We start from the raw sequence: 14,806 nt of genomic DNA, 5'->3' as shown, positions 1-14,806 counted from the left end.
CCGCTGCTAATGAAAGCAGCGGGGGATTTTTCCATCTATATCCAGCTTCAGTGCCCAGCAACTTTTTAAGGAGTAAAATAAAGCCAGACAAACATAACAAGGAACACTACGGCAGTATCCATCGCACAAACCAAAGCATTAGCTTTGTGAGGACGTGGCGATTTAAGCCGTTTTTTCATTTCGACCGGCTGCACTTTTCTTGTGAACGGACTTCTTCCTGAAAATTGGTAAGTTGTGTTATAATAAAGAAAGACGTCAGCATTGGTATAGTTTTTATTTCGTCCAATTTATATGCAGAGCTGATTTGGCATTAATGCACTAACCAAATGACGTAAAGGAGTGGGACGCATGTATAATCGCAAAAATGTTGAAGAAGTACCACCGGAAGAAACGAAAGTATGGGAATGTACTTCCGATACATGTAAAGGCTGGATTCGTGATAATTTTCGAACAGAAGGAAGCCAGATTTGTCCACTTTGCGGCAGTGAAATGGCCGCCAGTACAAAAATGCTCCAGGCTATTAATAATCCAAGAATTACCCAAGCATAATAGAATGGTTTTTGATTGGCACCTGGAAAAGGTGCCTTTTCCTTTTTTAATAGCACGAGCGAGCAGCTAATTACATCATTTTCAGCCTAGACCCGACATATTTTTATTGTAAAACGCTGATAAAGCCTCCTATAAGTGCAAGGTTTGTCCGATCCAACTAACGAAATCATAAGCGACAGCATTTTTGCGCAGGCCATTTAATCTGGATTTTCTGTTTTTTCCACCATACCAGCAGATTCGTATGCCTTTTTGACTTATATAATAGCAGTGTGGCTTTAAAAATTATAGACCAACGATTAAGATGGAGATAAATCAATGGAGCGGGGGAGAAACCTTATGCTGTACAGGCTATCAGTCAGAACACTTGTGGAATATGTATACCGCAGCGGGAGTATCTCTTCCCGCTTCAGGGCGGCGGTATCGTTTTCCGAAGGGACAAAGGCACATAATAAGGTACAGAACGAATACAGTGGCAATGATCAAAGTGAGGTATTCCTTAGAGCAGATATTCCGTATGAAGAATTAGTATTCACGCTTGAGGGCCGGTGTGATGGGCTGCTTTTTAGTGGTAATGGAGTCACGGTCGAAGAAATAAAGTCCACTGGCGGCGAATTAGTGAACATTGAAGAGTATAGTTATCCCGTTCACTGGGCTCAGGCACAATGCTATGCATATATTTATGCGATGGATCACGGCCTGAGCGAGATCACTGTTAAATTAACTTACTACCAAACAGTCTCTGAAGAACAGAAAAGCTTCCTGCGGATCTATTCCTCCTCAGAGCTCCAGCAATTTATCATTGAAATGCTTGAAGGTTTTTATCCATATGCCAAGTGGAGAATAAACCATATCGCCGAACGGGATGACAGCATAGCAAAACTTGAATTTCCATTTCCCGAATACAGGAGTGGACAGCGTAAACTGGCAGGAGCAGTTTATAAAACAATTGAGGAAAAAAGGAGCTTGTTTGCTGATGCTCCGACGGGGATCGGTAAAACGATTAGTGTTTCATTCCCGGCAGTGAAATCCATTGGCGCGGGACATGCTAAAAGGATCTTTTACTTGACGGCAAAAACGATCGCCCGGAAGGCAGCGGAAGATGCTTTCTCAAGAATGCTGGATGCCGGACTAAAACTGAAGGTTGTTGTGATAACCGCTAAGGATAAAATTTGCTTTAATAGGAATGAAGCCTGCAGCATGGGATCCTGTGAATTTACAGAGGGCTATTATGATCGTTTGAATAATGCTCTGCTGGATCTTCTTATGAACGAAGGCCTCATCAATAGGCAGGTTATAGAAGCATATGCCTTAAAACACAGGCTATGTCCGTTCGAATTTTCTTTGGATGCGGCTTTTGCAAGTGATGCGGTTATTTGTGACTATAATTATATTTTTGATCCCCGGGTATCCTTAAAACGGTTATTAGAGGAACAAAAACGGCAGACTGTGCTGCTGATAGATGAGGCACATAATCTGGTGGAACGTGGCAGAGACATGTTTTCTGCAATATTACATAAAAAAGCATTCCTGGATTTGCAAAGGAAATACAAAGGAAACAACTATGCAATTTTTGAAGTGTCTTCAAATATCAACAATTACTTTATTGCGCTAAAAAAACAATGTGGTGAGGAAAAAAAGCTGGTTTCAAAGCAGCTTCCTAATGAAATTCTGCCGCTTTTGGAAAAATTCTCGGAGGCAGCGGAGTCCGTTTTGATTGTTAACTCAAATAACGACTCAGCCCTCCTGGAAGTATATTTTCAGGTGCATTCTTTTATAAGAATAGCAAAATTGTTTGACGAAAGCTTTGTTACCTATGCAGAGGCAACAAAAAATGAAGTCAGTATGAAACTGTTCTGCCTTGACCCTTCACTTCATTTAAAACGGATGGGAAAGGGTTTCTGTGCTAAGGTCCACTTTTCGGCCACTTTGGCTCCGCTCGCCTACCATACTGAGCTGCTTGGTGGAGGTGAGGAAGATTACCATATTGCCATCGGCTCTCCTTTTAGTGCTGAGCAAACGGAAGTTTCTATATTGCCTCTATCAACCCGGTACAAAGACCGCCCAGCGGCCATAAAGCCTATTGTAGACTTGCTGAAAGAAATCGAAAACAAAGAAACAGGGAATTATCTTGTTTTCTTTCCTTCGTATCAATTTTTACGTGAGGTGCAAGATGCTTTCATGATTATTAATCCAAAAGCGGAGGTGCTGGTGCAGGATACTTTCTTCACCGAGCAGGATAGGGAAACCTTCCTTGGTTCGTTTAGTGAAGGGCGTAATGGGCTGCTGCTGGGTTTTGCTGTAATGGGCGGAATATTTTCTGAGGGAATCGACTTAAAGGGTGATCGGCTAAATGGCGTGGTTATCATAGGGGTTGGCCTGCCTCAGCTAAGCTTTGAACGTGACATTATTAAGAATTACTTTCAGAAATATGGGAAAAATGGCTATGATTATGCTTATGTATTTCCAGGAATCAATAAAGTACTGCAAGCCGGCGGCAGGCTGATCCGATCGGAAACAGATGCTGGAAAAATTTTCTTGGTAGACGACCGCTTTCTCACTAGCAGATATATACGAATGCTGCCGGAGAATTGGCGGGATTTCCATGTTTTAAACTAGCTTATCAGGTATAAAAAATTCCTTTCCGTGAACTTTTCAATCCATTACAATAAGATAGACTATTTTTAAGGGGAGCGTGATAAGCTAGTGGAAACAATGACTTTTTCATCAAACCCGATATTGATTGTGATAGCGGTCATTTTGACATATATAGCAGCTTACACCGCGCTTGATCTGATAACACTGATTCATACAAAGGAAAAAAATAGACGGTTTTTATTCCTTGGTTCCTCCTTTTCGCTCGGCATTGGAATATGGGCTATGAACTTTTTTGGGGCGGTTGTTCAGGATCTGATTTCTGTTAATGTTGCCCTCATGTTTCTATCTATGATTCTTGGTATCTCATTTTCAGGGATGGCTGTCTATTCAATCACGAACAGGAGGGTTAAATCCTTTCATTTAGTTGAAGGCAGTATTCTGCTTACATTGGCTGTACTGGCAAACCATATTGTAGGGATAACAGCACTTAAAACAGGCATCCAATATGATATGCCAGTTTTAACCGTAACCGTCCTAATGATGTTAGGAATGTTTTATTTCTCGTTTTGGCTTTTTTTCGGTTCCAGCCGGTTAGTTAAGGGACATCAGCTATGGCTAAAGCCTGTAGGAGCGCTGATCATTTCTGGAGCCATTGTGGAAGGGAATTTCCTGCTATCAAGGGCGATGACTTATCAGGAATCTGCAGAAATCACAGGTGGACAGAGTTCGCTATTGATATATATAGCAGTGTTCGTTTCCATATTGATTCTTGCCGGCTTGGTCAGCTCTAGCACATTGATGAGCAGAAGACTTGCAGCAAGTGATACCTACGTTAAGGATTTACTTTTTGCACTCGATGAATCGTCAATTGTCGCAATAACAGATCCAAAGGGGAAAATCACATATGTAAATGATAAATTTCTCGAGATCTCAAAATATACGGAGGATGAATTGATTGGCCAGGATCATGCCATCCTTAATTCAGGCTATCATTCCAAAGAATTTTTTAAAGAGCTTTGGAGAACGATTGGCCAAGGGAAAACATGGAACGGCGAAATTCGCAATCGATCAAAGGATGGATCCTTTTACTGGGTGAACACAACGATCGTCCCGTTTTTAAATAGAAAAGGAAAGCCATTTCAATACGTTTCCATTCGGACTGATATTACAAACCGGAAAAAAGCGGAAATTGAACTGAAAAACTCACTAAAGGATATTAAGGATATTCATTTTGCGCTGGATCAATCATCAATCGTCGCATTCACAGACCATCGTGGCGTCATAACGAATGTCAATGATAAGTTTTGCGAGATATCTAAATATTCACGTGATGAATTGATTGGCTCTACACATAGAATCTTAAACTCAGGCTACCATTCCAAGGAATTTTTTAAAAACCTCTGGAATACAATTTCGAGCGGTCGTGTATGGAAAGGTGAGATTAGAAATCGGGCTAAGGACGGTACATTTTACTGGGTCGCTACGACCATTGTTCCGTTTTTGGATGAGAGTAATAAACCTTACCAATATCTAGCAATCCGCAATGATATTACGGAAAGAAAAAAGACCGAAGAAATGGTTCACCGTCAGGATAAGCTCGCGGCAGTTGGACAGCTGGCTGCGGGGGTTGCCCACGAAATCCGCAATCCGCTTACATCAATGAAAGGCTATGCAGAATTTCTGCAGCTGGATGAATCCAGTCCAGAGCGGCGTGAATATTTCGATATCATTCTTGATGAAATCGAAAGGGTCAATTCTATTGTGGAAGAATTCTTGGTGCTGGCTAAGCCGCAAACTGTTGACCTCGAAGAGCGCAATATTATTCCGATTATACAGAATGTCCTGTCTCTGGTTGAATTTGAGGCAAAGAAAAAGAAAGTTAAATTGGAACTTGAATCCAAGGAATCATTTATTAAAGTGTCATGTGATGAAAACCGCTTAAAGCAGGTATTCCTTAACTTCCTTAAAAACGGAATCGAGGCTATGCCGGATGGCGGGACAATGACCGTTACGGTAGAAATCAAAGACCGGGCAGTCCATGTTGCCTTCAAGGATACAGGTGTTGGAATCCCGGTGGAGAAGCTAAAGAAATTAGGTGAGCCTTTCTTCACTACCAAGAAAAATGGCAATGGGCTTGGCCTGATGGTCAGCTTCCGGATTATTGAAAGCCACCGCGGAAAGGTATTTATTGAAAGCCGCTTAAATGAGGGAACCACATTTAGTATACTGCTTCCAGCCGAGACAGGTTAATCGGTCGAAAATCCATCCTCATTTTCTCGTGCGGTGTTTATTCGGGAAAACCAATTCACGGGAAAAGCGGATCAATGGAGACCCCGCAGCGCAAGCAGGAGCCGAGGAAGCTCCCGAACCGCCAGCGGGAAGCGAGTACCTGGAGCGGAAACCAACAGGCATGTTTAACAAAGCCTAAAATAAATAGAACATATATACATTTTCGGTATAGTAAGGCAGGAAAACTTTCTTGCACGGCGACACACCGCCGAAAGGAGCCCAATCAAAAAACAACTTTGAATTACTTTAAGGAGAAGCCGTTTTGAAGAAGAAAGTAAAACAACAAACATATACTTTGCAAGGCTATTATTTATTTGCCTTTTTTGCTATGGGCAGTCTGTATCCGTTTTTGAGCCTTTATTTCAGTGAAGTGGAAGGTTTAAATGGATATCAGATCGGAACTATTTTATCCATTGGGCCTGTTATCATGATATTCTTCCAGCCGCTTTGGGGAATGCTGTGCGATATTACACAAAAGCCAAGATTGATATTGACGTTTACAACTGTGTTAGCGGGACTGTTTGGACTTACGTATTTGCTGTTTGATAACTATTATGTATTTATTGCTATTGCAGTATTAGTAGCCGTTTTCCAAAGTTCAGTTATTCCGGTATCAGACAGCATTTCACTTCAATTTTCCACACGGGAAAAATTGAACTATGGAAATATCCGCCTATTTGGCTCGATCGGTTTTGGGCTGGCGGTTTTTATCATAGGAAGACTGTCAGAGACTGACCTGGGGTTATCTGTTATCTTTTACGCATTCAGTGCTGCCTTTATCATTAGTTCTGTTTTGTCTCTAAGAATGCCTAATGAGAACAGTAAGGCAAGGGGCAATATCTTTTCTGGAATTAAGGAAATTTTCCGGCTTAGGAAGTTTGTCATTTTTCTTGCGATTACATTTTTGATTTTTGGTCCTAACCTGGCGAACAATGTATATTTTGGATTATTCATTGAAGACAGGGGAGGCACGTATACAGGCATAGGCATTGCTTTTTTAGTGGCCGTTCTTTCTGAGATTCCATTTATGCAGGTTGCTGGAAGGATGATCGACCGGATTGGCATTATGAATGTCGTAGTGCTGGCCAGCGCTGTATCCTTAGTCAGATGGATTTTTTATTTTACACAGCCAAGCCTGGAAATTGTTTATGTATCAGCAGTCCTTCAGGGTTTTTCAATAGGATTATTTATTCCGGCCGGTCTCCGGTATGTCCGTGAAATCATGCCTGATCATATTACGGTTACAGCTGTAACAATGTATTCTGCGATTGGCAACGGCCTTGGCAACTGGTTTTCTACATTTGTGTCAGGGGTTATTTATGAGTCTTTTCATATTTATGCTGTTTATTTTTTCTTTGCCGTTCTGGCTGGCGCTGGGCTTATTCTGTCAATATGGATGGCAGCTGCTGATAAAAAAATGAAAAAGCCAGCTGCGACTGTCAAACTGGGGTAACAAGGAGAATCGGGTTATGAATCCATATCATTGCTGTGCTTCATGTATTCATTACAGAGTTAAAAAAGAAGAGGGTAAAACTGCTTATTTATGCTCCCGATTAGGATTTGGAACGAAGCCGGACTACCAATTCAACTGCTGGACCCCAAAAGAAAGCACAAAGCTGCTCATGGAAAAGCGCCTTAAAAATAGTAATCAGGAAAAAACAAGCGGGTAATAGTAAACTGCTTGTTTTTTGTTGTTTTGAACTGATTATACAAGTGGTAATAAGTAACGAAGGCAGCTGGCAATTTCCAAGTTAGAGACTGACGATTTCGGTCGTTCTTCCTCTGAACAGCTCGCTGTCGCCTTGTTCTTCACAACTTACTTTTTTATTCTATGGTTATGATGTGATTAAATAGAAAGAGAAAGTTTTTGAAAGGAAGATGCATTTGAACCGGAAAAGTGTAGTAAGCTTCACTGTATTTTCTGCTTTGCTAACGTTAATCTTAATTTTTAGCCTATCCTGGGCGTTGTATGATTATTATCGTGCAGCACCGCAGCCAATAAAGGCATCTGACACTGAAACGGCTGTTCAGACGAGAGAAAATGAAGCAATGACCATCATTGCGCTAGGTGACTCCCTTACCCGTGGAACGGGGGATGAAACCGGCAGGGGATATGTAGGAATTGTTTCAGAACAGTTAAAAAGGGATTCAGATAAACAGGTAATCATCCATAACATTGGAATTAACGGCCAGCGTTCAGCGCAATTAAAAGAACAGGTTAAAAAGCAGGAAATCCAGCGCCAAATTGGGATGGCGGATGCTGTTCTCATTACTATTGGCGGAAATGACCTGTTTCAAGGCGGACAAACCTTAATGAACATTGATCCAAAAGAAATAGAAAAGGCGCAAAATATTTACTCAGCTAATATACAATCGATTTTTGAAACAGTACGTTCTATTAACAGTGAAGCTGCTATCTATCTGATTGGGCTATATAATCCATTTATCGAACTGGAAGATTCAGAGCTGACAACGCGAGCCGTCACCGAATGGAATCAAAGGAGTGCAGAGCTGAGCTCTGAATTTCCGCGGACTATTTTTGTTCCAACATTCGACTTATTTCAGCTTAACGTCAATGATTATCTTTTTTCTGATAAATTCCATCCAAACAGGGATGGATATAAAATGATTGCCGATCGTGTTGCAGCGCTGCTTTCAAGGCAGGAGGGAGTAAAGTAATGTCAAATGTTACGCTGTCAGTCAAAAACCTTCGAAAAAAGATCGGTAAAAAAGAAATAATTAAAGGCATTTCCTTTGAGCTCCGTGAAGGGGAAGTATTTGGTTTTTTAGGACCGAACGGTGCGGGTAAAACAACCACGATCAGGATGCTTGTAGGCCTGATTAAACCAACTTCAGGTTCAATACAGATTTGCGGGTATGATGTAAAAAAGGAATTTACCCGGGCAATGCGTTATTTAGGGTGCATTGTTGAGAATCCGGAGCTTTATCCATTTTTAAGCGGCTGGGATAATTTATTGCATTTTGCGCGGATGCTACCCGGTGTGGGAGACGCCAAAATGAATGAGGTTATCCGGCTGGTTGGCCTTCAGGAAAGGATACATGATAAGGTGAAAACCTATTCCTTAGGCATGCGCCAGCGGCTTGGAATTGCCCAGGCCCTCCTCAATAGCCCAAAGGTATTAGTGCTGGACGAGCCAACCAATGGACTTGATCCAGCAGGTATTAGGGAGATGCGGCAATTTATCCGGCAGCTTGCCGAACAGCAGGGGCTGAGCGTGCTCGTTTCAAGCCATTTGCTAAGTGAGATCCAGCTATTGTGCGATCGGGTTGCTATTGTTGCAGGAGGAGAGGTAATACGGGTCGGCTCAGTGTCGAGCCTTCTGGATAATCAAGAAAAGGCAGTCTGGCGCCTGGATCCACATAATAAAGGAATGCAAATCCTTAGCCGTTATACCGAGCCAGCAGAGGCTGGGGAAGGTCTTATCATTACAGAATATGCTGAAGAAAAAGCTGCAGCTTGGAACAGGGAACTAGTGGAAAACGGAGTATCTGTACTTGAAATGAACCGAAAGCTGCCTGTTTTGGAAGATCTGTTCCTTGAGCTGACGGGAGGGAGAACGATTGATTAACCTGGTCCAAAACGAAATAATGAAGCTGCTGGCAAAGAAACGTTTGCTGGTTATTGCAGTTATTGTAGCTATTCTGGTGGGCTTATTCACATACGCCCAAATGAAAAGTGTTGAAACCCAAAGAGAAAAACTAGGGACATCTGACTGGAGGGCTTCCCTTCAGCAGCAGATCATTGATACTCAAAACAGGCTCGGCTCCAGTCGATTATCAGATGAATGGAGAGAACAGCTGCAAATCAGCATGAAGCAGCAGCAATATTATCTTGATAACAATATTAACCCTTCCGAACCGGGTGCACCTACTTTTGTCCGTATGTTTATCGAAAACTCAAGTGATTTATTTATCCCGCTTTTGGTTTTGGTCATTGCAAGCGATATGGTATCGTCTGAGCATGCACTTGGTTCTGTTAAACTCTTGCTGACAAGGCCGGTAAAGCGAGGGAAAATTCTGCTCAGCAAATACATTGCTCTTATTTTAGCCGTTTCAGCAATTGTTGCCATGACAGCATTAATCTCTTATTTCCTGTCAGGTCTGATCTTTGGCTACAAAGGCCTAAATGCACCAATCCTTACTGGCTTTACTGTTGAAAATGGCAATCTTGACACCTCGGAGGTAAGACTGGTAAGCCAGTGGAAGTTTTTGCTGATGGATCTTGGGCTTGTTTGGTTTGTTGCAATGGTTGTCGCGACGCTATCATTTATGGTTTCCGTTCTGGTGCGAAGCACAGCAGCTGGAATGGGGATTATGCTGGCAGCCCTAGTATCTGGCGCGGTGCTGGCAAACATGGTTTCCTCCTGGACTTCAGCGAAATATCTATTCATGATTAACCTGAAGCTTACTGGATACCTGAACGGGATAGCTCCTCCAATTGAAGGTATGACATTGCTTTCTTCGATCTCTGTGCTGCTCGCATGGTGGGCCGCAGCCCTGTTTGTTGCCTTTTTTGCTTTTATAAGAAAGGATGTATTTTAGGTCAATTAGTCATGAATAGATGGAATGGGCAGCTGCTTTTGCAGCACGCATGATCCATTTTTATGAGCGATAGAAGGGTGAAACACTGTCACTGTGGCAGGTGTTCACCCTTTTTTTTTTATCAAGACTTTCTCCGGGCCGTTCTGAAAGGCCGTGTTTGATGCATTATGTCACATATTTTTGGGTATTTAATGAGTAATTCCCAATCCATTCAGAAAGCACATAATGTCTCATTTCGAACCTAATACTAGAGAAGAGAAACGGTGTGATTTATTTTTATTGACTGCGTATAAGGAGTGGAATTTCATGGATAATAACATCGACAAAAAAATTATCCCGGTTACAACAATAAGAAGCGGGGATAAAGTGGAGGTAACAGCGGATATTCACTGCATGACAATCCAGGTAGCCAATATTTGCTTTGTTGGCACACCAGGAAGGCAAACTGGCTGGGTGCTGGTGGATGCAGGAATGCCCCGGTCTGCGGATGATATCATAGCTGCGTCAGAAGAATTGTTTGGACAGGGAAGTGTGCCAGAAGCCATCATATTGACGCATGGTCATTTTGATCATGTCGGGGCGTTGATACCGCTCGCAAAACATTGGGGAGTAAAGGTATATGCTCATGAACTGGAAATGCCTTTTTTAACAGGGAAACAGGACTACCCTGAACCAGATATGGGGGTTGAAGGCGGAATGGTCGCTAAAATGTCTGGCATGTTTCCCAATGATGGTATTGATATTGGGGATATGGCAGCGTTTCTCCCAGCGGATGGCAGTGTGCCAGCTATGCCGGGCTGGAAATGGATCTATACACCGGGCCATACACCGGGGCATATTTCACTTTTTCGCGAAAGTGACCGGGCTTTAATTGCAGGGGATGCATGTGTAACCGTTAAACAGGAATACCTATATAAAGTGCTGACACAGGAGCAAGAAATAAGCGGACCGCCACGGTATTTTACGACCGACTGGCCAAGTGCACGGAAATCTGTAGAAAAGCTTGAAGCGCTAAAGCCTGCCATTGCAGTAACCGGGCACGGCATTCCGATGGAGGGGAAACTTCTTTCTGAAAGTCTGAAAACCTTAGTCGAGAATTTTGATAAAATGGCAATTCCTGACTATGGAAAGTATGTTGATGGGCAGACGGAAAAATAAAATTCACTCCTAATGAGAAATAATAAAACATATACAATAAAAACACCGACTAAAGTAAAGAACTCCAACGCTGAATAGCTTGAGTGAAATATCCGAAAACAGGAAAGTGCTGCAGCAAGGAAGGTATACAATAAACTAGAATAACCTTGTCATTCTGACAAGGTTATTCAATATTTTGAAATTATATTCGTATTAATTCTGGTCATTTTTGGATTGTTGATTATGAAGTTGGTGTCTTCCCTTGTGACCACAATGCATACGATAACAAATAAAACCGTTCTCCTTCATTCTTGCAAAACGGTCATCCATATGAGCTCTTATTTTTGCGCCTTTTTCTGGAGTGATAATCCCAAATTCCACGTATTTACCAATCAGTTCTTTCTTTTTTACCAATATTTCTTCATTAAGCTTTGCCAGTTCGGCTTTTTGGGTATTAGTTAACTGGATATTTGTTTTGGATTCCTGCTGTTCAGCATATGATGAAGAGGAAAACGAGATTAAAGTAAATATAAAGATCAATAATGATGCTACGATTATTTTTCTCATTTTTTCACCCCGATTTTGATTTTGTATTATTATTAGAAAAAACAGGGATATTATGCACAATGCATTTAATCATGGCAAAAAGGAGAGTTTGAAATGTGGCGGGAATTCTTATCAAGTATAGGAATCGGAAACGCAAAGGTCGATACAGTTCTTCAAAGTAAAGCCTTGTATCCTTCCTCAACAGTGGAAGGTGAAATTGTCATTCAGGGAGGAGCCGCTGGACAAGAAGTTGAAGCGATAGTCCTCACGCTGGCAGTGCGGTATGAAGCAGAAAAAGAGGATAGTGATTTCTCCTATCACGAAAAGGAAGTTTCACGGATTATAATACAGCATCCTGAAGGAATATCTGCGAAAAAAGAAACGTGTATCCCATTTGAATTTACACTACCTGAAGATCATCCTGTAAGCGACGGAAAATATGAAACAATACTGCGGACTGTGCTGCAAATTCCACAGGGAGTGGATCCCGAAGATGAGGATATAATATTCGTGAACCCGCCGGTATCAACTTACAATACCTCGTTGTAAGAAAATCACAGCCTTTGTTTGAGGGCACTACAATAAGGGAATATACTAGTACACACAATTTTGAAGGAGTGAAGGTTAATGCTATGGACCATAATTGGTGTCCTCTTACTTCTATGGATTGTCGGTCTTGTATTCGATCTCGCAGGCGGAATGATCCATTTGCTTCTTATTGTTGCAGCCGTTGTATTTGTATTTAATTTCATAAAGGGCCGTGCCAGACGTTAACGTAAATAAGAAACCTCCGATAACATTCGGGGGTTTTTGCTGTCTTTGCAAGTTTTCCCTTTTATGATTGCCGCTATTATGGTGAACAATAGTAAGAGAGAAAACTATTTGAAGGGACTGGCGAATATGCTTACTGCAAAACAGCTGGAAAGCTTTCGGGAAACATTGCAGAATTCATTAAAGGATGTAGAGGATAGATATGAGGGTAATGAACATTTGAACTTAAAGCGGGCAACTCTGCATGAATCAATTGGGGAGCTGTCAAGCTTTGACCAACATCCCGGTGACGAAGCGTCAGATCTTTATGAACGGGAGAAAGATATGGGGTTAAGTGAGCACTACCAATTTGAAATGTTTGGTCTGAGGCGTGCTCTTGAGGCAATAGAAAAAGGAACATATGGCCGCTGTGAAACATGTGGGGAAGATATCCCGCTGGAAAGGCTTGAGGCTTTGCCTTCAACTCTATTCTGTGTGGACCATACTCCTGATCACCGCGTTTCGCACAGTCGTCCAATCGAAGAAGGGGTGCTGATGCCGCCCTTTGGAAAATTTGAAAAGGATGAAGAAGATGAGAATGTTGCATTTGATGCCGAAGACATGTGGCAGCAGCTTGAAACGTTTGGTTCGTCAGAAAGTCCATCGGATTTTTACCGGCCTCCAGGTGATTATAATGATACTTTGATTGAATATGATGAATACCGCGGATATGTGGAGGCGTACGAAAATTATGTCGGTGTCGATATGGAAGGAAATATCACCATTTTCCCAACTAAGGCACACCAACAATATGAAAATGAGCTTGATGAGGAAGGGATTATGACTGCGTTTGGCGATTTGCCGGCTTATGAGCATGATCCTTATGTCGAAGGTGATGATTGATGATCCGGAATGTGAAAAACCTTGTCTTTTATACGACAAGGTTTTCTTACGTTCTAAGCAGTTAGTTAATCTCAGTGCTTACAATAGACGAAAGGATCCGTTAGCGAAAAATGAAACAATGCGTAAACTTTGTGGGATCGACCGCACCATAATCAAACGTTCCCTTGGTTTCGAATACACATTCTTTGGCTATACCAAAAATGGCTGAAGCTGAAGCGGCTGCAGTGCTTTTGTTTGATCTAGGAAAACAAAGGCGTCGTACCGTTCAGACATGACAGATGGCACATAATTGCCGAACCGTTCATATTCCGGGTTATATACGACACCGATGGCCCGGTGGCCGATCGCTTCATTGAAGAGATGCCGGTTGTTATCATCAAAGAACAGCATTTTGTCATAGGCGCCGGTGCGGTGCATTACATCCTCCCAGCTCCCTAATATAGCTGGCGGTACCTCTTTTACATCATGATTAACGCCCCATTCATCGGCAGCGATAACAGTGCCGCTGTACGTGCCAAAACCGACAGCGTACACATCGCCTGGTTTATGCTGTTCTCGTACCAGCTGACCAACGTTAACCATTCCTTCTCTGGCCATATCTGTTGCTCTTGCATCCCCAATGTGAGTGTTATGTTCCCAGACAATGGCCTTTGCATCGCTTCCGTAAAAGTCCATTACCTCATTAAGTGCTGCCACCATATGGAGGTCACGGACATTCCAAGACATTGCATCATGAAGAACCATTGTACTGTAATATCTTTCAGCATTGGCAGCGACCAGTGAATTGACCTTTAGATTAAGGCTGATCTCATCGGTCTTAGGATAAAGCGATTCGTTCGTCCTGATTTGTGTTAAAAGGGCAGTCACTTCATCAATGCATCCCTCTGAATATATCCCCGAAGAAACGGCGTATTTTTGCGGATCCCGCATAAATGGTTCAAAACAGGAGAATGCCTGCCGGGCCGTTTCCAAATCAGGGGAGTTTATTTTTTCAAGGTAACGGATGACCTCTTCCATTGATTCCCAGAGGCTATATACATCAATACCGTAAAATCCAGCCTTTGTCTTGGCACTCCCGCTCTCATTATATGTTTTCATCCATTCAATTAGATTGATCATTTCCCGATTTGCCCACATCCATGAAGGCCAGCGCTGAAAGGAACGCAGCGCCTCTTCAGCGCTGTTGAACTGATGATTATAGCCCTTTATATATCGATTAACCTTCTGGGAAGCCGGCCAGTCACCTTCCACACCGATGAAAGAAAACCCTTTCTCCTTAATCAGTTTTTTTGAGAGCTCAGCACGCACCTGATAAAATTCTGAAGTCCCATGTGATGCTTCACCAAGAAGTACAATTCTAGCGTCACCTATTTTATCCACCAGCACATCCAGGTCTGCGGTACCGGTTAACGGAACAGCATATTCCTTAATATTGTCCGCTACTTGTTTAAGCATGGTCGATACACCTCCGGGT

General features: G+C 42.3%; 14 protein-coding genes. 12 read left to right on the top strand and 2 right to left on the bottom strand.

Annotation, left to right across the window (positions count from 1 at the left end; all coding sequences use genetic code 11):
• The first annotated feature begins 348 nt into the window (after positions 1-348).
• The 9 genes from D0469_RS17165 to D0469_RS17120 all read left to right on the top strand — a co-directional run bounded on the left by D0469_RS17165 (position 349) and on the right by D0469_RS17120 (position 11,154).
• Positions 349-549 carry a cold-shock protein gene (locus D0469_RS17165; RefSeq protein WP_117327948.1) on the top strand — a complete coding sequence of 67 codons (201 nt, stop codon included), beginning with the start codon at positions 349-351 and terminating at the stop codon, positions 547-549.
• 336 nt (positions 550-885) lie between these two features.
• Positions 886-3,165 carry an ATP-dependent DNA helicase gene (locus D0469_RS17160; RefSeq protein WP_117328059.1) on the top strand — a complete coding sequence of 760 codons (2,280 nt, stop codon included), beginning with the start codon at positions 886-888 and terminating at the stop codon, positions 3,163-3,165.
• A 96-nt stretch (positions 3,166-3,261) separates the two neighbouring features.
• A complete protein-coding gene (locus D0469_RS17155; protein WP_117328058.1) occupies positions 3,262-5,394 on the top strand; it encodes a PAS domain S-box protein in 2,133 nt (710 codons plus the stop codon).
• A gap of 301 nt (positions 5,395-5,695) precedes the next feature.
• Positions 5,696-6,886 (top strand): MFS transporter, encoded by a 1,191-nt coding sequence (locus D0469_RS17145; protein ID WP_117327946.1) that lies wholly within the window; start codon positions 5,696-5,698, stop codon positions 6,884-6,886.
• Positions 6,887-6,902: 16 nt separating this feature from the next.
• The gene (locus D0469_RS17140) at positions 6,903-7,103 is read left to right on the top strand and encodes a hypothetical protein (RefSeq protein WP_117327945.1); all 201 of its coding nucleotides are present in this window, start codon (positions 6,903-6,905) and stop codon (positions 7,101-7,103) included.
• Positions 7,104-7,317: 214 nt separating this feature from the next.
• Positions 7,318-8,112: an SGNH/GDSL hydrolase family protein gene (locus D0469_RS17135; RefSeq protein WP_233523099.1), complete on the top strand. Its 795-nt coding sequence runs from the start codon at positions 7,318-7,320 to the stop codon at positions 8,110-8,112.
• Complete coding sequence (locus D0469_RS17130; protein ID WP_117327943.1) at positions 8,112-9,023, top strand: ABC transporter ATP-binding protein; 912 nt, start codon at positions 8,112-8,114, stop codon at positions 9,021-9,023. The genes D0469_RS17135 and D0469_RS17130 overlap by 1 nt, the downstream gene beginning before the upstream one ends.
• Entirely contained in the window at positions 9,016-9,996 is a 981-nt protein-coding gene (locus tag D0469_RS17125; RefSeq protein ID WP_117327942.1) for an ABC transporter permease, read from the top strand. Before D0469_RS17130 ends, D0469_RS17125 begins: the two co-directional genes overlap by 8 nt.
• Before the next feature lie 306 nt (positions 9,997-10,302).
• Positions 10,303-11,154, top strand: coding sequence for an MBL fold metallo-hydrolase (locus tag D0469_RS17120; RefSeq protein WP_117327941.1), 852 nt, complete (start codon positions 10,303-10,305; stop codon positions 11,152-11,154).
• 192 nt (positions 11,155-11,346) lie between these two features.
• Here D0469_RS17120 and D0469_RS17115 read toward each other — a convergent pair whose 3' ends face one another.
• Positions 11,347-11,700, bottom strand: coding sequence for a YckD family protein (locus tag D0469_RS17115; RefSeq protein ID WP_117327940.1), 354 nt, complete (start codon positions 11,698-11,700; stop codon positions 11,347-11,349).
• Positions 11,701-11,793: 93 nt separating this feature from the next.
• Between D0469_RS17115 and D0469_RS17110 the strand changes: the two genes are divergently transcribed.
• From D0469_RS17110 to D0469_RS17100, 3 genes are all read left to right on the top strand, one after another.
• The gene (locus tag D0469_RS17110) at positions 11,794-12,228 is read left to right on the top strand and encodes a sporulation protein (RefSeq protein WP_117327939.1); all 435 of its coding nucleotides are present in this window, start codon (positions 11,794-11,796) and stop codon (positions 12,226-12,228) included.
• A gap of 78 nt (positions 12,229-12,306) precedes the next feature.
• Positions 12,307-12,453, top strand: coding sequence for a lmo0937 family membrane protein (locus tag D0469_RS17105; RefSeq protein WP_117327938.1), 147 nt, complete (start codon positions 12,307-12,309; stop codon positions 12,451-12,453).
• Positions 12,454-12,498: 45 nt separating this feature from the next.
• Positions 12,499-13,332: a TraR/DksA C4-type zinc finger protein gene (locus tag D0469_RS17100; protein ID WP_325048974.1), complete on the top strand. Its 834-nt coding sequence runs from the start codon at positions 12,499-12,501 to the stop codon at positions 13,330-13,332.
• A gap of 189 nt (positions 13,333-13,521) precedes the next feature.
• Here the strand turns inward: D0469_RS17100 and D0469_RS17095 are convergent, their stop codons facing one another.
• Positions 13,522-14,787 carry an erythromycin esterase family protein gene (locus D0469_RS17095; RefSeq protein WP_117327937.1) on the bottom strand — a complete coding sequence of 422 codons (1,266 nt, stop codon included), beginning with the start codon at positions 14,785-14,787 and terminating at the stop codon, positions 13,522-13,524.
• Positions 14,788-14,806: the final 19 nt, after the last annotated feature.

The sequence above is a fragment of the Peribacillus saganii genome (assembly GCF_003429095.1).
Taxonomy (GTDB): domain Bacteria; phylum Bacillota; class Bacilli; order Bacillales; family DSM-1321; genus Peribacillus; species Peribacillus saganii.
Note: the sequence above shows the minus strand (reverse complement) of the source record. Positions and strands in the feature narration are given on the sequence as shown.